The 22,299-nt window shown below is 45.9% G+C and carries 16 protein-coding genes and 1 riboswitch; of the genes, 6 read left to right on the forward strand and 10 right to left on the reverse strand.

The window, feature by feature from the left end:
- Positions 1-21: 21 nt before the first annotated feature.
- Positions 22-1,482 (reverse strand): serine/threonine-protein kinase, encoded by a 1,461-nt coding sequence (locus D081_RS05730; RefSeq protein ID WP_085023167.1) that lies wholly within the window; start codon positions 1,480-1,482, stop codon positions 22-24.
- Positions 1,483-1,563: 81 nt separating this feature from the next.
- Here D081_RS05730 and D081_RS05735 point away from each other — a divergent pair, with 81 nt between their 5' ends.
- Positions 1,564-1,992: a helix-turn-helix domain-containing protein gene (locus D081_RS05735; protein WP_085023168.1), complete on the forward strand. Its 429-nt coding sequence runs from the start codon at positions 1,564-1,566 to the stop codon at positions 1,990-1,992.
- Between the two features lie 65 nt (positions 1,993-2,057).
- Here the strand turns inward: D081_RS05735 and D081_RS05740 are convergent, their stop codons facing one another.
- Entirely contained in the window at positions 2,058-4,742 is a 2,685-nt protein-coding gene (locus tag D081_RS05740) for a 3'-5' exonuclease (RefSeq protein ID WP_143272141.1), read from the reverse strand.
- 142 nt (positions 4,743-4,884) lie between these two features.
- A complete protein-coding gene (locus D081_RS05745; protein ID WP_085023170.1) occupies positions 4,885-5,736 on the reverse strand; it encodes a hypothetical protein in 852 nt (283 codons plus the stop codon).
- Positions 5,737-5,947: 211 nt separating this feature from the next.
- Here D081_RS05745 and D081_RS05750 point away from each other — a divergent pair, with 211 nt between their 5' ends.
- Both D081_RS05750 and D081_RS05755 read left to right on the forward strand, forming a co-directional pair.
- On the forward strand, positions 5,948-7,558 hold the full coding sequence (locus D081_RS05750; protein ID WP_085023171.1) for a cell wall metabolism sensor histidine kinase WalK: 1,611 nt from the start codon (positions 5,948-5,950) through the stop codon (positions 7,556-7,558).
- A 21-nt stretch (positions 7,559-7,579) separates the two neighbouring features.
- Positions 7,580-8,281 (forward strand): response regulator transcription factor, encoded by a 702-nt coding sequence (locus tag D081_RS05755; protein ID WP_085023172.1) that lies wholly within the window; start codon positions 7,580-7,582, stop codon positions 8,279-8,281.
- 76 nt (positions 8,282-8,357) lie between these two features.
- Here the strand turns inward: D081_RS05755 and D081_RS05760 are convergent, their stop codons facing one another.
- Both D081_RS05760 and D081_RS05765 read right to left on the reverse strand, forming a co-directional pair.
- A complete protein-coding gene (locus D081_RS05760; protein ID WP_085023173.1) occupies positions 8,358-9,779 on the reverse strand; it encodes a sodium:alanine symporter family protein in 1,422 nt (473 codons plus the stop codon).
- A 109-nt stretch (positions 9,780-9,888) separates the two neighbouring features.
- Positions 9,889-9,991: riboswitch (glycine riboswitch) on the reverse strand.
- A 138-nt stretch (positions 9,992-10,129) separates the two neighbouring features.
- Positions 10,130-11,476 carry a GGDEF domain-containing protein gene (locus D081_RS05765; protein WP_233127436.1) on the reverse strand — a complete coding sequence of 449 codons (1,347 nt, stop codon included), beginning with the start codon at positions 11,474-11,476 and terminating at the stop codon, positions 10,130-10,132.
- Between the two features lie 291 nt (positions 11,477-11,767).
- Here D081_RS05765 and D081_RS05770 point away from each other — a divergent pair, with 291 nt between their 5' ends.
- Positions 11,768-13,081 (forward strand): Na+/H+ antiporter NhaC family protein, encoded by a 1,314-nt coding sequence (locus D081_RS05770; RefSeq protein WP_198941963.1) that lies wholly within the window; start codon positions 11,768-11,770, stop codon positions 13,079-13,081.
- Between the two features lie 104 nt (positions 13,082-13,185).
- On the opposite strand, the gene D081_RS05775 is transcribed toward D081_RS05770, so the two are convergent.
- The 5 genes from D081_RS05775 to mqnE (D081_RS05795) are packed head-to-tail and all read right to left on the reverse strand — an operon-like array spanning position 13,186 to position 19,426.
- Positions 13,186-15,309, reverse strand: coding sequence for a M13 family metallopeptidase (locus D081_RS05775; RefSeq protein ID WP_233127437.1), 2,124 nt, complete (start codon positions 15,307-15,309; stop codon positions 13,186-13,188).
- Between the two features lie 29 nt (positions 15,310-15,338).
- Positions 15,339-16,187 carry an MTAP family purine nucleoside phosphorylase gene (locus tag D081_RS05780; RefSeq protein WP_085023176.1) on the reverse strand — a complete coding sequence of 283 codons (849 nt, stop codon included), beginning with the start codon at positions 16,185-16,187 and terminating at the stop codon, positions 15,339-15,341.
- A gap of 3 nt (positions 16,188-16,190) precedes the next feature.
- Complete coding sequence (mqnC, locus tag D081_RS05785) at positions 16,191-17,213, reverse strand: cyclic dehypoxanthinyl futalosine synthase (RefSeq protein WP_085023177.1); 1,023 nt, start codon at positions 17,211-17,213, stop codon at positions 16,191-16,193.
- Positions 17,214-18,299 (reverse strand): aminofutalosine synthase MqnE, encoded by a 1,086-nt coding sequence (mqnE, locus tag D081_RS05790; RefSeq protein WP_085023178.1) that lies wholly within the window; start codon positions 18,297-18,299, stop codon positions 17,214-17,216.
- A gap of 32 nt (positions 18,300-18,331) precedes the next feature.
- Positions 18,332-19,426, reverse strand: coding sequence for an aminofutalosine synthase MqnE (gene mqnE / locus D081_RS05795; protein ID WP_085023179.1), 1,095 nt, complete (start codon positions 19,424-19,426; stop codon positions 18,332-18,334).
- Between the two features lie 314 nt (positions 19,427-19,740).
- On the opposite strand from mqnE (D081_RS05795), the gene dcuC reads away from it, so the two are divergent.
- Positions 19,741-21,015, forward strand: a complete 1,275-nt coding sequence (gene dcuC, locus D081_RS05800) for a C4-dicarboxylate transporter DcuC (RefSeq protein ID WP_085023180.1) — start codon at positions 19,741-19,743, stop codon at positions 21,013-21,015.
- Positions 21,016-21,104: 89 nt separating this feature from the next.
- Positions 21,105-22,223: a M20/M25/M40 family metallo-hydrolase gene (locus D081_RS05805; protein ID WP_085023181.1), complete on the forward strand. Its 1,119-nt coding sequence runs from the start codon at positions 21,105-21,107 to the stop codon at positions 22,221-22,223.
- Positions 22,224-22,299 lie beyond the last annotated feature (76 nt).

Below are 22,299 nucleotides of genomic sequence, written 5' to 3' on the forward strand. Positions count from 1 at the left end.
TACCCGCTGGGACAATTTTTATTATTTATTCTTTAAAAGAAAGAGTATTTCCGTTTTTTCACCAAATAGTACTTGATTACCAGAAGCATGAATAGAAAAATGCATTTCCTGCCTTCGCCTTTCCTTATATAAAACAGGTAATTTGAAATCACTTAATGGTACAACAAACACATCACTCTCTCCCGGTGAAAGGGTTTTACCGAAATAATCCCTTGATTCTCCCCCAACGCCATCACTGGTCCAAACGCTGAGATAGGGATCTTCCCAAGTTTTATTACTTTTATTTTCCACAGTAACCCGTACTTTCCAACCAGCAGGATAGTTTTCTGACCAGTTTTTCCATAGATCAGGCGGAAAATCATATGTTGTTCCCCAATTATTTATTGGAATGTCAAAGTTATCTGTCCATTCACCCAATCGCTCACCATTCATATAATACTTGGCATAAACAGCATTCCCCGTTTTCTCTTCTACGTTCTGGTTTGTATTGGCTATAGGAGCCTTGGTGGTATCATCCGTGATTTTATGCTCCGGTTGCTGGTTCTCGGCTTTGGTACCCTGCTGGGCCGCAGGTATTTTATCCTTTTTCTCATCCAGAATAGGTGCTTTAAGCTGCTCTTTCCCTTCTTGGATTATTTCCTCCACCGCCGGTGGAATGACCCTCTCCTGATGTACATGCTGTCGATACGTCCATAATCCACCCACGACAAGTAATACCGCAAGTATAGCACCAAAAAATTTAAGGACCTTATGCTGATTATGGTAAATCAAGGCATTTTTCAGGTCATTAACGGATTGGTAGCGTTGTTTTACATCCACTGCCACGCATTTATTCAATATGGGTGCTAACCAACCATGATAATTCTCTCCCAGCATTTCCTGAAAGGTAATTCCCAAAGAGTAGATATCACTGCGCTGGTCCGTCTGACCATATCCGTACTGCTCTGGCGGTGCATATCCCTTGGTGCCCAACAAACGGGTATCTTCCTTCTGTTCTTCCTTTACTGTACGGGCTGCATCAAAATCGATTAGACGCAAAAATTCCTGCCCACCAATATTTTGCACAATAATATTGGACGGCTTTATATCCCGATGAATAATACCTTGCTTGTGAAGCAATGCAAGCCCATCACAGAGCTGTAACAACAGCTCCCGGGCAGTGTATTCTGTCAGATATTGTTTGTTTGCCAACAGCTCATCAAAGGAGTCTCCATTAATAAATTCTTCCACTACAACAGTGGATTGATCATCCTCAGCACAATAAATAATCTCTGGCCATATGGATTTTTCCATATTTTTTAAGGTTAAATATGGCAAATTGGCCAGCCTTATTTTCTTAATGACTACAAAATTCCCATAGCTATCTGCTGCCAGCCATACCTCGGCTTTATCTGTCCGGTGAAGCAGGCGCACCTTCTCATACTTACTGGAAATATATTCCTCCGCCAGCTGTACAGCATCCTTATTTTGTTCAGTACCCATGCTTTCACCTTGCTTTCTATGCTAAAATGTATTATCATACCGTCATGGTTATTATATAACATCCATTTGACTGGAGGAACTATGAAAAATAAAAATACTGATTGGCTGGAGCATGAACTTAGTGACGCTCGCAGTGTAGAAAGCTTTTTATCTGAAAATAAAACCGAACTAAAAAATCAAACCCTGTCAGAGCATTTGGAATGGCTGCTAACGGAAAAGGGCTTAAATAAGGCTGAGGTTATTGAGAAATCAGGCTTGGACAAGGTATATGCCTATCATATTTTCGCCGGGCGCAAGAAAAGCTCCCGCAACCGGATTTTATCCCTTGCCCTGGCCATGGAGCTTTCTCCCGATGAAACCCAGCATCTTTTATATTATGCGGGAGTGGAACAGCTATATGTCCGAAACAGCTGGGACAGCGTGATTTGGTATGCCTTGGAAAATAAAATGTCCGTAGTGGAGGTCAATCTTCTTCTGGATAAATTAGGCGAAGATAAGCTTTTACAATAGTTAATAAGAAAAATTCCCCGCAGATTTTCCTGCGGGGATAATTTTTTAATTATCTATTTTTTTAGTTAACGTACTTCCTCTATATTCTCCCGTGGTATGGAATTGATAAACCGGCTTGGAATAGTGTTTTTATTCCGCTCCAGGGCTGAGGTGAGGTACAGCTGCTTCTTGGCTCTGGTGATACCCACGTAGAAGAGGCGGGCCTCCTCATCAAAATAGTTGGCATCAATGGAGAATTTGCTTGGGAAAACGCCCTCCTGCAGGCCGGCGAAGAACACCTGGTCAAATTCCAGCCCCTTGGCCTGATGGACCGTAATAATAGGAATTTTCGGGTGGGAAGCCAGCATTAAATCAAACTCCGTATTGGAAAGGGATGTCAGATTCAAGAGATTCTTCACGCCATCCAGACAGGACAGTGCCTTGTCGTCACGTTCCCGCATAAAACGATAGAGCTGTCTGAGATTCTCCACCTTGCTGTTGGACCGTCCTCCACTGCTATTTCTGGTATCCTCCTGCTGATAGCGTGTCAAAATACCAGTTTCCCGAATAATCTTATTCATCAAATCCTGAGGCCGCATATCGTACATATCCCGCTTATACTCATTAATCTTTTCCGCAAAGGGAGCAAAGACCTTGGAATATTTGGCAAAGAAACGGCGGCGTTCGTCAATGCCCTCAACGATATTGTTGTTCACCGCATAAATAAGGATCTCTCCTGTGGCAGAAATATCATCAAAGGCGTCATGGGTAGATTTATGGCTGACCTTAACAAAATCACCAACAGTAGACAGCTTATGGTTTTCCAGCTTTGGATAAAAGCGGCGGAAAATATCCAATGTATCATAATGGGCCTGACATTGGAGCCCTTCCATCTTCAAGCGTTTAAGCTGGCTGGCCAAAATGGTCAAGTCATAGCCCACATTGTGTCCCACAATTACACTGTCCTTGGCAAAATCAAGAAAGGCCTGCAGGCCAGCCTTAGGGTCCACACCTTCCCTTTGCAGCTGCTCATCGGTAATATGGTGAGTATGCACCGACTGTCCCACAGACTTAGTGGCCTTCAAAAAGAGATTCATTTTATCCAGTACAGCACCAGTCTTATCAATTCTGATGGCGGCTATCTGGACAATTTCATCCTTGGAAGTATCAAGGCCCGTGGATTCCACATCAAATACCACTACATTGCCCTGCTCCAGCTCCCGCCGCAGCATTTCAAAGGGTTCATCGTATTTAATGGTAGACGGATGGACCATATCGCTGGGACGGATACCAAGAGCCAAAGCTTCCTCTGATTGGAGCTTGTCAATAGTTCTGGCACCAATACCCTTGGCATATTCCTTGGCAACCCGACAGATACTGGTGTCATCCCATTCGTTAATCAGCATATTAAATACCGCCAGCACGTCCTTGATTTCCTGCCGACGGAAGAAATGAAACTCATCCACCAGCATAAATTCCAGAGGAAAATCATCAAATACGCCTTTTTGCAGCATCTGATTTTGCATCCGGGTTTCCATAATTTTACTGAAGCAGTTGGACAGCTTTTTATTATATACATTTGATCGGGTTAAAATGCATACTCTGGACAAATTGTCCGGCTTCAGCTTCTGCAGGGTATTATAAATCCAGTCCGCCTCAATGTAGGAATCCCTAAAGGAAGCGTGAACAATCTTATCCCCCGGACTATCGCTCATGGCCAGGGCATCATCAGGAAAAAAGTTACTGACCTTGTCCGGAAACCGCTTTTTCAGGTACTCATAGGAGCTGTCCAGCAGAATTCTGGTGGAGCGGTAATTTTTATTGAACACAATGAGACGTGGCTGATAATCAGCAAAGAATTTGTCAAAGATCAGATCAGGCTGGGAGCCCCGCCACTCATAAATGGTCTGGAAGAAATCGCCGCACATGATGATATTATTCTGGCCGAAAAGTGCTTCCAGCACACTGTATTCAAGGCGGCTGGTGTCCTGCACCTCATCAATGCACCAGAACCTATAGAAGCTGCTCCACCGCTCCCTTACTTCAGGATTTTTCAATAAGTCAAAGGCAATATTGATTAAATCACAAAAATCCATGGCATGGGCCATTCTAAGGGCATTGTCATAGGCATGCACCAGCTGACCGCCTTTGTTCTGGAACTCCATAATAAGGGCCGAGCAGGCCTTCCAGTTAACCCGGGCGGCATCAGAGAACCGCTGCCCCTTTTCCACCAACAATTTATCTATAACCCGCTGATAATCCCCACTGGCATCATCGGTAAAATAGTCATATTCGCCGCGGTATTCTTTCACCAAACCGATTACCTTCTGTATGGCAGCGGCCCAGCCAGTCTGGGCGGCCATAGCAGTTAATTCAGGGGTATTGCGGATTATTTCCAGACAGTCATCCTCATCGTAGATAATGGAATCCGCCGCAATACCGATATCCTGCCGCTTTACCTCCTGACGGATTATCTCATAACAAAAGCCGTGGAAGGTTTTTATGGTGACATCATTGGCGGCCTCTCCCACTACCTCCATAACCCGATTTTTCATTTCGCTGCAGGCCTTGTTGGTAAAGGTAAGGCAGGCTATTTCATGCCCCTCTGCCCTATTTTCTTCTATTATGTGAGCTATTCTATAGGCCAAGGTATTGGTTTTTCCCGTACCGGCCGAGGCTATCAGCAAAATATTGCTGTCCAGCTCATTAACCACCTCAAGCTGCTTTTCATTCAGTTTTTCCCGTTGTTTTTCAGTTTCCTGTCCTGACAAAGCTGAAACCTCCAAAATTCAAATAAAATCCTTAATTAATATTTAAACATAAAAGCAAAAGAAAAACAAATGTATGTTTTAAATAAAAATAAAAGCGGCTGAAAACTGCTGTTTCAGTCGCTTAAAGGATTATGATATTAAATTATCTGCTGCCAAAGGCCCGGCAATGAAGTACTGTACCGGTTACTGCATCAACATGAACCATGTAATCTACCTTATTAACACTGCATATTACATTATACACTGGGTGAAACTCCATCTTTGGAGGAGTAGGCTGGGCATTGGCATCCTGATCCTGCTGAGGAGATGCCGGGAATTGAACCTGCTGAGGCTGAGCCTGCTCTGCTGCCTGATCGTTAGCTGGTGGCTGTGGAGCTCCTGGGAAATTTTGCATCATGCCCATTCCAGGCCCCATGCCAGGACCTCTGCCATAACCCATGCCGGGACCCCTTCCAGGACCAAATTGCGGACCACCCTGCTGGCCATTCATAGCACCGCCCTGTCCGGCATAGTGATGGGGTCCACCGTGATGAGGACCACGATGGTAGCCATTAGGCCCTCTATAGCTATCATCATTATTGTCATTGTTGTCCTTGTCATGATCCCAATATGGACCATGGTCATTTATATCATGATGAGGGCCACAGCCTCTGCCATTATTAGGACCCCAATGACCGCCGAAATGTCCGCCACGGGCCATAAAGTGACCACCAGGACCATCACAGAGCAGAATTTCTCTCCAGGAAACACTGGACTCATCTACTCCCATAGCCGCAGCTGCTGCCGCCTTAACCTGCGATTCATCTACTACTTCCACGTTATTTGCAGCTAATCTCGATTCCACGATTTTGCTGTTGGCCTGGGCTATATTATGGAACCGGTTGATTTCCTGCTGATGACCATACCAGCCGAAACCTCCTACTGCCAGTACACACACTGCCAATGCTGCACCTGCCTTCTTCATGGTGCCTTTAGAAATAATCTTGCTATCCATAGTAAATTCCTCCTTAGAATTTTTCACGTTTTTGTTTTTCTGTATCCCCATCGGGTACACTTGAAGTATAAATCCCAAATCTAAACAAAATATAAACTGAACTTTAACATTTTCATAAATACGGATTTTTACTTGTTTAGATTTTTGTTAGAATTAAGGCGTATACTAGTATTGAAATAATATACTATTGAAATATAAAGAAGGTGTTTCCATGCGATTACGTGATATTTCAGTGCGAAAGCGTTTACTTATAACCAATTTTATGATGGTGTTTATCCCCTTTTGCGTACTGGTAATTATTGGCAGCAGCCTGATGCTGGGCATGCAGCTGATAAACGGCTCCAACCAGGAAAAGATAAACTCCATGTGGCCTGAAAAAGGACCGGCTCCTTCCATACAGTTTGCCATAAGCTCCATAAAGGTAAAGCTGGAGCATGGTAGCGGACCAATGGCTGGTCAGGGTATGGGTATGGGAAGGCACCACGGTCGTGGTATGCACAGGGGTATGAATCAGGGGAATCAAGGCAATCAGGAGAATCAGGAGAATCAGGGCGCCGGACCAAATATGCCCTTTGACAGCAGCGTGGAAAATGATTTGCACGCCCTTGAACAGCTGGGAATCCAAAGTGTTTTGACAAAGGATGGCACTATAGTCTACGTATCCCCGGGGGCAGATCCTCAGGATATTGAACAAAAGGTATCCTCCCGCAGTCAGGGAAGCTCCGTTATGCTCTGGGATGATGATATATTTTTATTTAAGCATCAGTCATCTGATCAACGGATACAAATTTATTCCTACGGCAAGGCACCGATTATTACGCGGGATGCTCCCCCAGTGCCAAACCCACGCCTGTATTGGAGTGACATTATTACCGTAATTATTATAGTGGCTATTATAACAATTATACTGCTGGGATTGTATTTTTCCAGATTGCTTTCAAGACAGATTTTGGAGCCTCTCACTGCTCTCAGAAAAGCCTCAGCGGAAATCCGCCAGGGCAATCTGGATACCCCTATTGATATCCAGACCCAGGACGAATTCGGCGATGCCTGCCGCGATTTTGAAGCCATGCGTCTGGAACTTAAGGCTGCCCGGGAACAGCAGGAAAAGTACGAGGAAAACCGCAAGGAGCTAATTGCCGGCATTTCCCACGACTTGTCCACTCCATTGACCGCCATGAAGGGCTATGCCAGCGGTATTCTTGAGGGTATTGCCAAAACCCCGGAAAAACAGCGTCACTATGTGGAAATGATACTTCAAGGGGCCACCACCATGGAAAAGCTGGTGGATAGCCTGTTCCTCTTTTCCAAGCTGGATTTGGGCCGCATTCCTTTTAATCTCAATAATGTTCCCCTAAAGGATTATTTTACCGATTTTTACAACGAGCAAAAGCCGCTTTTAAAGGAGAAAAATATAAATCTTTCCATGGATATAGACCTGCCTGAGGACAATCATGGGATGGTCTCCATTGACCGAAATCAGTTCCAGCGGGTGGTGGATAATCTTCTCAGCAATAGCCGCAAATATTGCCTTAATGAATCTGTAGATGTAAATATATCTTTAAGGCAGGATGGACAAAATCTCCGTATTGCCTTTACAGATAACGGTCCCGGAGTTGCTGCACAGGATCTGCCAAAGCTCTTTGACAGCTTCTACCGCACCGACCATGCCCGCAGCAATGTAGCTAAGGGAAGTGGCCTGGGACTGGCCATTACCAAGAAAATCATTCTGGGAATGAAGGGCCAAATCTGGGCCGAAGAAACCAGGGGCGGCGGATTAACAATAGTGATATTGCTCCCCCTTGCTGTGGCTGACGTGTAATTAAACCAAGGAGTGACTTACATGAAAAAGATTTTAATTATAGAAGATGACCCAAGTATCGCTGAACTGGAACGGGATTATCTGGAAGCCAGCGATTATCATGTAGATATCGAAGCAGATGGTGCGGCTGGTCTAAAGCGTGCCCTGGCCGAGGATTTCGATCTGCTGATTTTGGACGTGATGCTGCCGGGACAGGACGGCTTTCAGATTTGCCGGGAGCTCCGCAAGGAAAAGGAGCTGCCTATTCTGATGGTATCAGCCCGTCATGAGGATATAGATAAAATCCGTGCATTGGGGCTGGGGGCTGATGATTATGTAATAAAGCCCTTCAGCCCAAGCGAGCTGGTGGCCAGAGTCAAGGCTCATCTGGCCCGCTACCAGCGTCTGACCAAGCTGTCATCGGATACCGCACCAAAAATCCGTACCATTCAAAAGGGTGACCTGGAAATACAGCCTGATACCCACATGGTATATCACAAGGGCCAGGAAATCACCCTGACCAACAAGGAGTTTGAGCTGCTGCTGTTTCTGGCAGAAAACCCGGGCATTGTCTTTAGCAAGGACAAGCTCTTTGACCAGATATGGGGCCTTGACGCCATGGGCGACACCGCCACCGTCATGGTCCACATCAACCGCCTCCGTGAAAAAATCGAGCCCACCCCCTCTGCCCCTATCTATATTGAAACCATCTGGGGTGCCGGCTATAGATTTTGCAACAAATAAAATATCACGCATACAAAAAGGGTTGTATTCATTTACGAATACAACCCTTTTAAAATCTAAATTATTATTTTACTAATCAGTTTTCAGTCTGTACAACGTACTGTCTGTCTTCCTCTTCATCATCTGAGTATTTTGCACCTTCAGTGTGACCTACTACAACACTGCTGAGAGCAAACAGGGCCAGGGAGTTTGGAATAACCATCAGATTATTGAACATGTCAGTCAGCTCCCATACCAGATTGTTGGAGAGGCAGGAGCCCATGAATACGAATACGATAGCCACGAGGGAGAATACCTTTACTGCGGACTTGCCCATGAGGTATTCCACATTAATCTTTGCAAAGAGGTTCCAGCTGAGGATAGTGGAAAATGCGAAGAACAACAGGCTGACAGCAATAAATGCACTACCAAGGCTGCTGCCAAAGAGGCTGCCGAAGGCCAGCTGAGCCATGTTGGTCTTGGATACACCCTCTGCTGCACCGCCGGCCAATACGCCGTCACCGGTATAAAGGGTGGTAACAACTACCAGAGCGGTCATGGTAAGAACAACGAAGGTATCAATGAAAACACCGACCATGGCTACAACGCCCTGATCATGTGGCTTTTTAACATTTGCCAATGCATGAGCATGTGGAGTGGAACCCATACCAGCCTCGTTGGAGAACAGGCCGCGCTTTACGCCCTGGCTGATAGCGGTCTTAATTGCCATACCCCAGCTACCGCCGATGATTGCATCAGGATTGAAGGCATAGAAGAAAATAAGGGAAACTGCTTCAGGAACACGGTCATAATTTGCCAGAAGGATAACTGCACCACCGATAAGATAGAAAACAGCCATAATAGGAACCAGCTTTTCAGTAATTCTGGCAATACGCTTGGTACCACCGAGGAATACGAAGCCGGCCAACAGAGCAATGACAACACCAATACCCCATGCAGGAATACCAAAGGCAGCCTCACTGGTCTCACCAATGGAATTGGACTGAACCATGCAGCCCATGAAGCCAAGGGCAAGGGTAATGGCTACAGCAAAGAAGCCTGCCAGGAACTTACCAAAGGCACCTGGGAAAGCTCTGCGGATGTAGTAAACCGGTCCACCAAGAACTGTGCCGTCTTCCTTAACAACACGGGTCTCCTGGGCCAGTACAGCCTCTGCATAGTTGGTTGCCATGCCAAAGAAGGCAATAATCCACATCCAGAAAATAGCACCAGGACCACCAGTGAGAATTGCACCAGAGGCACCAACTACGTTACCAGTACCAACCTGGGCAGCTACAGCAGTTGCCAATGCCTGGAAGGAGCTCATGCCACCCTTTCCATCCTCACCATGAAGGGAGAAATTGCCAAAGAAACGTCTGAAGCCCTCACCAAGGCAGCGAACCTGAACGAAGCGGGTTCTGATAGTATAATACAGGCCCAAGCCAATTAAAAGAATACAGAGAATGTAATCTGATAAGTAGGTGTTGACCATTTGTACGAGTTCTAATAAGTAGTCCATAATCATATCCTCCAAATATAAAAAGAGTATCCTCCGAAGAAGATACTCTACAAGACAAGCAAATAAATAAACAACACCATATAACTTCTAGAACATTACTGGCATGTCACTCATTATCACTGTCTTTTTGCCTGAGAGATTCAGCTTACACATAAAATGTAAACCTTGCACCTTCGGCACCCAATTTAATGGGATTCTCCAGAGTACCCTCCATCACCAGTCTGCATGGCATTCTGATGACTTCTTCGGATTAATGTAGTTAACATGGTTTAATATACCATTCTTTTTTGTACTTGTCAACAGTATACTTGTATTAAAAATTTAATATTTTTATACACATATTTTCTTTTTTAACGTTTTATCTTAATAAATAAAAATACTGTCTGATTATCATCAGTATAATCATCAGCCCGTACCAGCTCTGCTACTACAGGAACAAACTCCCCGCTTACTATCCTGCGGTACGACACAGAATGATAGCAGTTCCCCTGCTTAAAATGTTCCTTTAGAAAATCTATGTTCAATGCATCCAAATATTTTTGCTGGTCCTTTGGATGAATGTACTCCGCAGTAGCATAGCGTTTTATTTCTACGGAAAAAGTATATCTTGTATCATTAAATTGTTTAAATTCGTTCTCGTCAATATGTATAATCTGGTAGCTGTTGGTGCTTAAATTTAGCTTCAAGACCTTTTCATACATACAGCTGAGGGCGTTATGGGCACTCTGTCTGCCGGTGCGGTCCACACCCTTAAGGGCATAATACTGCTCCTTGTCCCGATACATCCGCTCATCGGCAATCTTGGCAATTTCATAAATATTCTTATCCCCACACTCGGTCATGGTAACGTATCCCATGGATATGGACAGACTTTCCACCAATTTGCCGTGCCAGCTTTCCACATAGCCGTTAAACTGCCCAATAAGCCTTGGAAGATTGGCCGGGGATATGTAAATAACTGCCGCAAACTCATCGCCACCGAGTCTGTACACCCGTCCATACTGTGAAAAGCTCTTTCTGAGGCAATCCGCCACACCGGTAATAAGCTCATCACCGGCATCATGACCCAGTGTATCATTGACAATCTTCAGTCCATTTACATCCACCGAGAGAAAAACCAGATTGTTATGCAGCTTGCCATTGTCGTATTCTATCATATTTTCATTGTACATTTTGCGGTTATACAGCTGAGTAAGGTCATCCACATAAGAGTTATATAGCAGCTGGGATTCCTTGTTTTTCTCATAGTTAATATCGCGAACTGCAAAAATAACCTTGGTAAGGACACCATTTTCATCCACTGTTCCCGGAAAAAGAATGGCCTCCAGCCAGCCAGTATTAATTCCTTCATATTGATAGGTAATGTACTTCTTATCCTGCAGACGGGCTCCCATGGTGCTGATTTCCGTAAATTCCAACATACCAGAAATATATTCCGGCTTTACCAGCATCCGGCTCATATCCTTGACGGAAATGCTTATATTGCCGGCGGAACCCATAATAGTATGGACATGGGCCTCATCCACATATATTTCCTTGTACATTTCTGTCACCAGATCAAAGGAATATATGTAAATATAAAATTTGGACATGGAATCAACAACTGCCAGCTGTTCCCGTAGATTGGTCTCGCAGTCAAAAGACATTTCCATGTTATTATTCACTAAATTATCCATTAATCCATGTGAATTACTCATTTTCATTACCTGTTAAACACCCAAAAACATACTCATCATACGATATACATATTTCGCCTTTTACCCCTGTTTTTCCTGCCTAAAAAACAAAAAAAGGGCTTTTGTTCTAAAGTACTTTCAACAATAATAGATTTTTTCACTCTCCTACGTTATAACTCGGCAAAATGCCTCTTTGCGACGCGAAGCTAGTCCGCTAGGGAAACGATAATTGGAATAATTTTCTCCTTTTAGGAGAAAAATTTGAACAATTGCGTTATAATATTCAAGGACTTTTCTTTAGGAGGAAATAAAGTGGAAAATAAAAAGAGTTTCGGAGCCCTGCTTCCTATTGCAGTTTTTGTGCTCCTTTATCTGGGCCTGGGCATTACCCTGGAGTATGTATTGCAGGTTCCCATGGGCTTTTACAACGTATCAGTTGTGGTTGTATTTATGATTGCCCTGCTGGTGGCGTGCCTTCAGGCTAAAGGCATCAATATGAATGAAAAGCTTAAAATCATGGCCAACAGCATGGCTGATCCCAATATTATCACCATGATTCTCATATTCCTGATGGCTGGCGTATTTGTAGGAGTACTGGGCCGCAGCAGTGCTGAAAGTGTGGCGTATTTCCTGCTTTCCCTCATTCCTGCTGACTATGCCATACCGGTGCTGTTTCTCATCAGTGCCTTTGTATCCTTGGCCATGGGTACCTCTGTGGGAACCATAACCCTCATCACCCCTATTGCCATTGCCATTGGTGGCTGCACCGGCTATCCAATGCCATTGTGCGTGGGTACTGTAATGGGAGGAGCCATGTTTGGCGACAACCTTTCCTTTATCTCTGACACCACCATCGCGGCCTGCAACGGCCAGGGCTGTCAGATGCAGGATAAATTCAAGGCCAACTTTAAAATCGCCGTTCCTGCTGCAATCCTTACTGTGGGTGCTTTATATTTCCTGACTCTGGAGCAGCCTGCTGGAAACCTCAATATTCAGGATTATAACCTTATTCAGATAATTCCATATCTGCTGGTGCTTATTGGCGGCATAATGGGCTTTAATGTATTTGGTGTTTTGCTGGTTGGCATTATCAGCGGCTCCATCCTCATGCTGGGCATGGGAGAGGTTACTCCTTTGGACTATCTGGCCAATATCGGCAAGGGCACCGCAGGAATGTTTGAAACCTCCATGGTGGCCATTCTGGTATCCTGCATTGGCGGGCTTATTGCCTACAACGGCGGCTTTAATGCCCTGCTCTCCACCGTTCATAAGGTGTTCAGCACCAAGAAGGGCGGTATGCTGGGTATCGGCATGCTGGTTGGCTTCATGGATATCGCCACTGCCAACAACACTGTGGCCATCGTTATGACCAACCCTATAGCCAAGCAGATTTCCGAGAGCTTTAAAATTTCCCCGAAGGAATCGGCATCACTGCTGGATACCTTCTCCTGCATTTTCCAGGGCATTCTGCCTTATGGAGCCCAAATGCTGGTGGCATTGTCCATTGCAGCCAGTCTGGGCTGGGAGCTGTCTGCTTTCCATGTTTTGCCATATCTTCTCTATCCATATCTGCTTTTGTTAAGCTCTATTCTCTTTGTTTTCCTGCCAAGTATCGAGGAAGACTGACCAAAAAGAATTAAAATAAAAGTATAAAAAAATAACTCTGCTGTCACCAGTAGCTACTGGAAACAGCAGAGTTTTTAATTTACTTTATTAAGAACAGGAGACTGTTACCATACGAGAATCCGGTTCTCCGGTGCCAGATACATCTTATCCCCCGGCTTAATATCATAGGTTTCATTGAACTTATCGAACTGCTGGAGAATTACATTCACCCGGAGATATGGCAGTGGATGTGGGTCCGTATTGACCGTCAGCTCCGCAAATTCCTTGGTGTAGACACTCTGCCACAGCTTGCCATACTGGTTGAAGAACATCTTGTAATTAAAGTCCGGCTTGTTCTTGGCAATGGACAGCATACACTGCATACCACCAAGATCGGCAATGGTTTCACCCTTGTTGATTTCTCCATTGCAGTGCAGACCATCATATATGGTAATGCTGTTAAGATAATCTATAACCTTTTGGGTTCTGGCCTTAAAGGCCTCTTTGTCCTCCGGGCTCCACCATTCATTTAAGTTACCGTTTTCGTCAAACTGGGAGCCGGTGGTATCAAAGCCGTGAGATATCTCATGGGCAATTATCATGCCGATGCCACCCAGCTTTTCCTCATAGGAATAACCACTGTAGTAGAATACACCATTGAGAATACCCGCCGGAATATTGATGGAATTATCCGCAATATTGTACATGGCATTGACTACATAGCATGGGGTCCAGTCAATTTCCACTTCCCCGTTCATCTTCTTCAGATACTCGCCAATCTCCCACTTCAAGAGGGCATTGCGCACATCAATGAGATTTTTGCACTTATTGAGCTTAATATCCTTCCATTTCTTTGGCTTGTCCGGCATTACCGCCCGTACCTTAAGATTGTCCAGCTTTGTAATGGCCTTTTGACGGGCCTCAGGAGACAAGAAGGTTTCATTTTCCAGCATGGCCTTATAATATGAGGTCACATCAGCGATAATTCCCTCGATATCCTTCTTTTCTTCCTTGGAGCAATAGGCTTCAGCGTACAGATTGGACAACGGTCCTGGCAGGACATTTTTAACGTATTCCACACCAAGAACCCAGTCCGGCACACTGCCCCTGTACCCACGAACTGCCAGACTGTACTCCATGGCAATATCATTGGCGGCGGAGTTAAGCACCTCCATGTTTTCCAGCATGCGGTACACAATAAGGGTATCCTTCATGTCCTGAAGATGCTCCTCATTATAATAGGCAGCCAAGGCCCTGATATAGGCGGGATTTGGTACATTGAAGCGCTCAGCCTGATCAAGACCGTATTTATTTAAGTAGGCCATAATTGGATAGCGGCCCGCCATTTCCCGAAGCTCATCCAAAGTAACCGGATTATTGGTCCGCTGGAGAAAATCTGCCTTGGAAGAATCCTCCCTGGTATACATACTGTCTGCCAATGCATATTCCAGGCGGTACATGGCCTCAATTTTTTTCTTGGCCGTATCCTCATCGTACTTGGCCAGCATCATCATCTTTTTGGCAGCCACATCATTGGCTCCCTTGACCCGCTTGCCAAAGACTGTTAAATTGCTGTATTCTGCCGCATCCCCCAGTGTCAGCCCCATAGGAATTATATTCATGGCATAGTGCTTGGTATCATTCAGGTCCGGCTGCAAATCCGGCTCGCAGAATGCACTGTTGGGCACCTCGTTGCCAATAATATAATTGTCCATATCCTCCAGGGTCTGAATGGCCTCTATGGCATGAACATCATCCATCAATGGCTTGAGACCAATTTTATCACGCTTATTCCAGTCCTTAACCATTCTGTAGACCTTCTGGCAAATAGAGGCATCGTGGCTAAACTGAATAGGTGCTTCCAGCAGGTTGGCAATATTGTAATCCACCTTGCTGTTGACCTCGTTAAACACGTCATAGCTGGAGCTGATGCCGTATTCTCCCATTTGCTTTATCCAGTAATCATTGTTATAGGAATAAAAGTTGTCCTTGGCCGTAAAGCTGGGCACCTCATGCTTCTTATCAATGACACTGACATCCATCCAAGGGTCGCCCCCTTCGGCAATGGGCTTATTGGCGCTGACATATTTTTCATTGGGATCAAAAGTCTTGCCGTCATCCTTTTCCAGAATAACCGTTGTCTGCTTGACATCATCTATCTTTGATGCCTCAGAGACATTGGGCAAAAATACAAATCCACAGGCCAGAACCAAAGCCAACAGCTTTGTCTTTAATTTCATAAGGGCCATATTATCACCTGCCATTTCGATTCAATTAATCAACCCTTGGAGGATTCCTGATTGTAGACATCCTTTAGCAGGGTTTCCTTGCGAAGGTTCAGACACTCACAATGCCTGTCCTCTGCATCCACATTTCTGATGGTTTCCAAAATAATCTCACCAATCATCGGTGCATCGTCATAGAAAATATCAGTCATATCCTGATGGGACCACTTCTTTATGCCCTCACCGTAATTAACGGTAAAGTACAGGCCCGCATAGCAGGCCCCGATTTCACGGGCCAGATAAACCTCAGGACACATGCTCTGTCCCACAATATCCGCATGGCCGTTGAGCATAGCCACCTCGGCGGGGCTTTCAAAATGACGGCCATCTGTCACTGCATAGGTGCCTCTGGTAAAGATACGCCCCGTAAACCGCTTTTTGGTAGCATCAATAAGGGCCTGACGCAGCTCAGGACACAAGGCATCCCGCATTACCAGAAGGTAGCGGCCATCCAGCATTACATCCTTGCGCATGGACATATCCAGATAATCATCAGGCACCATAAAGTCCCGAATATCCAGCAGCTTATTGACGGTACCAACGCCACCCTCGGAAATAATCCGCTTTACGCCGGCTTCACGGAAAACCCAGAACACCTGGCGGGAAGCGTCAGCTCTGGTAACACCACTGCGCCAGCCGTGCATTCTCACGGTCAAAACGTGCTTATTTCCCACAGTAAAGTGGCGAAAAGCAGGACTTTCCCCATAAGGGGTATCAAAATGAAGGTTCTCCGCCACAATCTTTACATCTTCGTCCTTAACATTGGCGGGAAAATCGCTGGACAGGGTCCCGGACCCGCCAACTACGGCATAATCAGCCTTGGGAATCATATTTTCAGCCATATATCAGAACCTCCGTAAAATCTCGTACTTGGTATTGCGCTGGGCCGGCTTGCGGCCAGCTCCCCGTATCATATCCACCATCTTGTTTATGGACATATCATACGCCGTTCCGGCCGCTCTTACAACATTTTCCTCCAGCATAATGCTGCCCAGATCATCGGCACCAAAGCCCAGAGTCAGCTGGCCAATGCGTTCCCCCTGGGTCACCCAGGAGCCCTGAATATGCTTGATATTATCCATATAGAGGCGGCTCATGGCCAGATTTCGCATATAATCCCAGCCGGACACCTTCTCGCCCCCCATTTCCGTATTATGAGGCTGGAAGGTCCAGGATATAAAGGCCCTAAAGCCCCCCGTCTTGTCCTGAAGCTGACGGATTCTCTCAAAATGCTCCACCCGCTGGGCCATGGTTTCACCTAAACCAATAACCATGGTTGCAGTGGATTCCATTCCTATGGAATGGGCACATTCCATAACATGGAGCCAGTCATCAGTCATAATTTTCTTTGGGCTCACCCGTTGACGAACCTCATCCACCAGTATTTCTGCCCCACCACCCGGAAGACTGTCCAGACCGGCAGCCTGCAGACGTTTAAGGCACTCCAAAATGGAAATGCCCTCCTGATAGGCAAAGTGCTGGATTTCCGTGGCTGTAAAGGAATGGATGGTAATATCAAACCGGCTCTTAATGGCCCGCAGCATATCCTCGTAATATTTCAGGCCCAAATCAGGATACAGCCCACCCTGAATCATCAGCTGGGTACCACCCGCATCCACGGTCTCCTGCACCTTGGCCAGAATTTCCTCATTGGTCAGCAGATAAGCATCCTTATGGTCCTTGCGACGGAAAAAGGCACAAAAACGGCACTCATTTTTGCACACATTGGTATAATTAATATTTCGGTCCACAATAAAGGTGACGGTATCATCAAACCGCTTGCGGCGCTCTGCATCAGCCTGACGGCCCAATTCTATAGGGTCACCATGAGTCAGCAGCTCAATGGCTTCCTTGGCTTCCATTCGCATTTACTCCGCCTCCTTTATTGGATTATAGAAGGTATCCCGTTCCACCGGAATCATCCCCGCCTCAGTAATGAGCTTTCTGAGGCGTTCTCTGGTGGTGCCGGTGCCGGTCTTGGCCCCGGCCTCGTGGATAATCTTTTCCTCGCCAATGGTACCGTCCAAATCATCTGCACCAAAGCCCAGGGCCAGCTGAGCCAACGGCGTGGTCAGCATAATCCAGAAGGCCTTCACATGGTCAATATTGTCCAAAATCAGCCGGGACAGAGCTATCATCTTCATATCCTCCCAGGAACCAACCCGCTTCAAATGGCTAAGCTGAGTGTTGGCCGGATGGAACGGAAAGGCAATAAAGGCCTGAAAACCGCCGGTTTCGTCCTGAATATCCCGCAATGTAAAAAGATGTTGCAAACGCTCCTCAATGGTCTCAATATGACCATACATAATGGAGCAGTTAGTCCGAATTCCCAGCTCATGGGCAGCCTTGATGGTTTCAATCCACTGGGCAGTAGTTGCCTTTTTCGGACAGATTTCCTTGCGGACACGGTCATTGAGAATTTCTGCACCGCCTCCTGGCAAGGAGGACAAGCCCGCCTCCTGAAGAATCTGCAGAATCTCCTTCACAGGCTTACCGGTCATCTGGCTGAAATGCACCACCTCAACAGGGGTAAAGGCCTTGATATCCACATCCGGCAGTGCCGCTTTCACCTGACGTACCACATTTAGATAATACTCAAAATCCTTGGTAGGGTGCAAGGCACTGACAATATGAATTTCACCAAGATTTTTCACCTGCTTGGCATCCTCAAGAACCTTGGCAATATCCTCAGCTTCCATCACATAGCCCCGCTTGTCTCCTTCCTCGCACTGAAAGGCACACAAAGGACAGCCAGAGGTACAGATATTTGTCAGATTTATATGTCTGTTTACATTATAATATACGTTTTTTCCGCTTTTCTTTTCCTTCAGCCTTCTGGCGCAGGAGGCCAAAAAGAGCAGGTCATTGTCCTCATACAGGGCCAGGGCATCCTGAAGACTGAGACGTTCCCCGGCTTCAGCCTTGGCTCTGGCTATTCTTATTTCTTCAGTCATTATGATAAATCTCCTTCGACACTGCACTGAAATCAGTCAAAGCGGCGCAAAATATTGAAGTTGCAGTCACAGGCTGCCGGAATGCGGCCTGCATCCCTAATAATCTTAATAATACGGTCCTCACTAAGAGCCGTTGGACTGGTGGCTCCCGCATCATGGAGAATAGTTTCCTTATGAATGGTACCATCTATGTCATTGGCACCAAAGCCCAAAGCAATCTGGGCCACAGGCACCGTCAGCATAACCCAATATGCCTTTATATTTGTAATATTGTCCAGCATCAGACGGGAAATGGCCATGGTTCTGAGGTCATCCCACATGGTGGTCTGCTTGACGCTCTCTCCCAGCTCCGTATTCTTTGGCAGGAACGGGAAGCAGATAAAGGTCTGGAGCCCACCGGTTTCATCCTGCAAATTGCGGAGCTTAATTAAATGGTCCACCCGCTCCTCAATGGTCTCAATATGTCCATAAAGCATGCTGGCATTGGATTTGATACCCAGCCTGTGGGCAGTTTTGGCCACCTCAATCCACTCATCTGCCGTAGCCTTTTTCGGACAGAGCTCAGTTCTGACCCGATCAGATAAAATCTCCGCTCCGCCACCGGCAATGGCCTGAAGGCCTGCAGCCTTTAATTTTTTAAGCACCTCTTCAATACTGAGGCCGGAAATCTTGGCAAAATGGGTTATTTCCACCCCTGTAAAGCCCTTCAGATACAGCTCCGGAAATTCGTCATGCAAGGCCTGCAGACGCTCCAGATAATCCTCAAAGCTCCAGTCAGGGTGCAGACCGCTTACCACATGAAGTCCTGCCAGATTAGGGTCCTTCTTGGCATCCCGTACCACATTCAGGGCCTGCTCCACACTAAAGGCATAGGCCCCCTGGCTGTCCTTATCCTTGCCAAAGGCACAGAATTTGCAGTGAGAGGTACAAATATTAGTCAAATTCACATGACAATTTACATTATAATATACAATATCGCCACACTTCTTTTTACGGACCATATCTGCCATATTGCCCAGCCATGCAATATCGTGGCAATTAAAAAGACGGATTCCGTCCTCTCTGGTCAGCCTCTCTCCCTTCAATATCTTTTGCTCAATATCAGCATATTCATTGGATGCGTACAAAATTATAATCCCTCGGTTTCTCTATATATTTATCATAAAATGTATGATGAATTTTAGCATACGGATTATATTATAACGCAATTGTACAAATTTTCCCATAATATTTTTCTATAATTACAATAACTAAAATTTTCAATAATAATAAATGGATTTCATGATTTTTTTATGAAAAATCCTCTCTATACGGACATTTTCATTTTTAATGTTTCCCAGAAGGACAACTTTGTATTATTCAGTCAGTTTGAAAATTATAAAAAGTTAAGCTATAATTAGCCCTGGATTATTAATTTACAGTGAGTTTAGGAGGTTGAAAAATGTTTCTCGCTGGTATTATTATTGTTATTTTAACTTTTGCGCTTATCATTAAAAAGGTTGAAGCGCGCCTGGTACTCTTCCTGGCCGGTGTTATCATGTGCTTGATTGGTAACATGCCAGAGGATATTATGAAGGCTTTCATGAAGGCCATGACTAATAACTCCCTTGTACCAACTATCTGTACCGTAATGGGTTTCTCTTATGTTATGAAGCTGACCGAATGCGACCAGCATCTGGTACATTCCATTTCCGGAGTATTGAAAAAGGGCCGTATCATTCTGGTTCCTCTTTCCTTCTTCCTGACCTGGTGGATCAGCTTGGCTATCCCTTCTGCAGCAGGTTGCTCTGCAGCTGTTGGTAGTATCCTGATTCCTACCCTGATTGCTGCTGGTGTTCACCCAGCTATGGCTGCTGCCACTGTATTGGCTGGCACCTGGGGTAGTGCTATCAGCCCTGGTAATGCCCACAACCCATTTGTGGCTGACCTGGCTGGCACTGATATGATGACCGTTATCATCAACGAGACCCCTGCTTCCGTTATTGCATCCTTCGCCTGCGTTGCTGTAATGACTGCCTATGCCGTTATTATGAAGGAAGGCGCAAACGAAGAACGTAGCAAGGAGTATATGGCTTCTCTTGAAGATGGTGAAGCTCAGAATATTGGTTCCTTCAAGGTAAATCCTTTAAAGGCTATCGTACCATTGATTCCGCTTGTTCTTTTGATTCTCAGCTCCAAGCAGGTTGCTGTTCTGCCTGAGATGAGCGTTGCTCTCTCCATGATTCTGGGTGTTGTTCTCGGTCTTTTGGTTACCTGGTCCAACGCACAGCAGGTTTGCAAGAACTTCTTCAAGGGCATGGGCGATGCCTATGGCGATGTAATCGGTCTTATCGTCTGCGCCAGCGTGTTCACCACTGGTATGGCTGCTGTTGGTCTGACCAACGCACTGACCGAGATTATGGAAGGCTCCCAGTCTGCAGCCGCTGCTGCCGGCACCTTTGGTCCTTTCTTTATTGCTGTTATCTCCGGTTCCGGCGATGCCGCTGCCTTTGCATTCAATGGTGCAGTTACTCCTAATGCAGAGCAGTTCGGCCTCAGCATTATGAACCTCGGTTCCCTGGCACAGATTGCCGGTGCAATGGGCCGTTCCATGTCCCCAGTGGCTGGTGCTGCCATTATCTGCGCTGGTCTGGCAAAGGTAAACCCTATGGAAGTATCCAAGCGTAACGCACTGCCTTGTCTGGCTGCTGCTATTGCACTGATGCTTTTCTTATAATATAATCTAACTGGTTTAGCTTTCAACGAGGTAGGGCTTTCTCCTTACCTCGTTCTATTTTATTTTATGTAAGGAAGAGGGTATATCCTATGATTAATGAACAACGTGTATTGGACGAGTTTCTGGAATTAGTACAGATTCGTTGTTCTACCCATGATGAACGTGAGGTTGCCGACCTGCTGACAAAGCGTCTGGAAGCACTGGGCGGCACCGTAAAGGAAGATAATGCCGGTGAAAAGCTGGGTGGCAATACCGGTAATCTGGTGGCTGATTTCCCTGGCACCAAGGACGCCCCTACTGTAATGCTCACTGCCCACATGGACTGCGTTGAGCCTTGTGAAGGCGTTAAGCCGGTTATTAAGGACGGAATCATCACCTCCGACGGCACCACTATCCTTGGTGGCGATGACAAGGCCGGTGTGGTTGCCATTCTGGAAACTCTCCGCCAGCTGAAGGAAAACAATATTCCTCACGGTCCTATTCAGGTTGTATTCACCGTAGCCGAGGAAAATGGCGTACATGGTTCCCAGAATCTGGACCAGAGCCTGCTCCACTCTGACTTCGGGTTCACTCTGGACACCCACAACCATCCTGGCTGCATAACCTTTATGGCACCTGGCAAAAATCAGATAAAGATTCACATTGAGGGCAAGGCAAGTCACGCAGGTGTAGACCCAGATGCCGGTATCAATGCCATCTGTGCTGCCGGTCTTCTTATCAGTGATGCTCCACAGGGCCGCATTGATGAGGAAACCACCTGCAACCTTGGCAAAATCTCCGGCGGTTCCGCTACCAATGTTGTGGCAGAATTCTGTGACGTATTCTACGAAAGCCGCAGCCGTGATAAGGCAAAGCTGGACAAGATTACCAAGGATATCTGCGACCACTTCGTAAATGGTGCTGAAAAGACCCGCTGCAAGATTACCGCTGAGGTAAGTCCTGACTACGGCCCATATTGCCACGAAAAGGACTCCCCGGCTATTCAGACAGCAGTAAAAGCAGCTGAAAAGCTTGGTCTGCCTGTAAATCTGGAGGAATCCGGCGGTGGCTCCGATGCCAACCACTTCAACACCTATGGTGTACCAACCGCAGTTCTTGCTGTTGGCATGGAAAAAGCCCATACCAAGGAAGAGTACATCGAAATCAAGGATTTGTATGACTCTGCCCGCTGGGCCCTTGAAATTGTAAAAACTGTAGCTGAAAAGTAAAAAGGCCCCTACGGGGCATAAAAATTGAGGTTAGCCGATTGGTTAACCTCTTTTATTTTGTAATTATATTTTAGAA

The organism is Anaerovibrio sp. JC8, from assembly GCF_002100115.1.
Lineage (GTDB): Bacteria > Bacillota > Negativicutes > Selenomonadales > Selenomonadaceae > Anaerovibrio.

What these genes read in the sequence shown, in the direction of transcription:
- D081_RS05730 (WP_085023167.1), bottom strand. Translation starts at nt 1,482, where the DNA reads ATGGGTACTGAACAAAATAAGGATGCTGTACAGCTGGCGGAGGAATAT.
- D081_RS05735 (WP_085023168.1), top strand. Translation starts at nt 1,564, where the DNA reads ATGAAAAATAAAAATACTGATTGGCTGGAGCATGAACTTAGTGACGCT.
- D081_RS05745 (WP_085023170.1), bottom strand. Translation starts at nt 5,736, where the DNA reads ATGGATAGCAAGATTATTTCTAAAGGCACCATGAAGAAGGCAGGTGCA.
- D081_RS05750 (WP_085023171.1), top strand. Translation starts at nt 5,948, where the DNA reads ATGCGATTACGTGATATTTCAGTGCGAAAGCGTTTACTTATAACCAAT.
- D081_RS05755 (WP_085023172.1), top strand. Translation starts at nt 7,580, where the DNA reads ATGAAAAAGATTTTAATTATAGAAGATGACCCAAGTATCGCTGAACTG.
- D081_RS05760 (WP_085023173.1), bottom strand. Translation starts at nt 9,779, where the DNA reads ATGGACTACTTATTAGAACTCGTACAAATGGTCAACACCTACTTATCA.
- D081_RS05765 (WP_233127436.1), bottom strand. Translation starts at nt 11,476, where the DNA reads ATGAGTAATTCACATGGATTAATGGATAATTTAGTGAATAATAACATG.
- D081_RS05775 (WP_233127437.1), bottom strand. Translation starts at nt 15,309, where the DNA reads ATGGCCCTTATGAAATTAAAGACAAAGCTGTTGGCTTTGGTTCTGGCC.
- D081_RS05780 (WP_085023176.1), bottom strand. Translation starts at nt 16,187, where the DNA reads ATGGCTGAAAATATGATTCCCAAGGCTGATTATGCCGTAGTTGGCGGG.
- mqnC (WP_085023177.1), bottom strand. Translation starts at nt 17,213, where the DNA reads ATGCGAATGGAAGCCAAGGAAGCCATTGAGCTGCTGACTCATGGTGAC.
- mqnE (WP_085023178.1), bottom strand. Translation starts at nt 18,299, where the DNA reads ATGACTGAAGAAATAAGAATAGCCAGAGCCAAGGCTGAAGCCGGGGAA.
- dcuC (WP_085023180.1), top strand. Translation starts at nt 19,741, where the DNA reads ATGTTTCTCGCTGGTATTATTATTGTTATTTTAACTTTTGCGCTTATC.
- D081_RS05805 (WP_085023181.1), top strand. Translation starts at nt 21,105, where the DNA reads ATGATTAATGAACAACGTGTATTGGACGAGTTTCTGGAATTAGTACAG.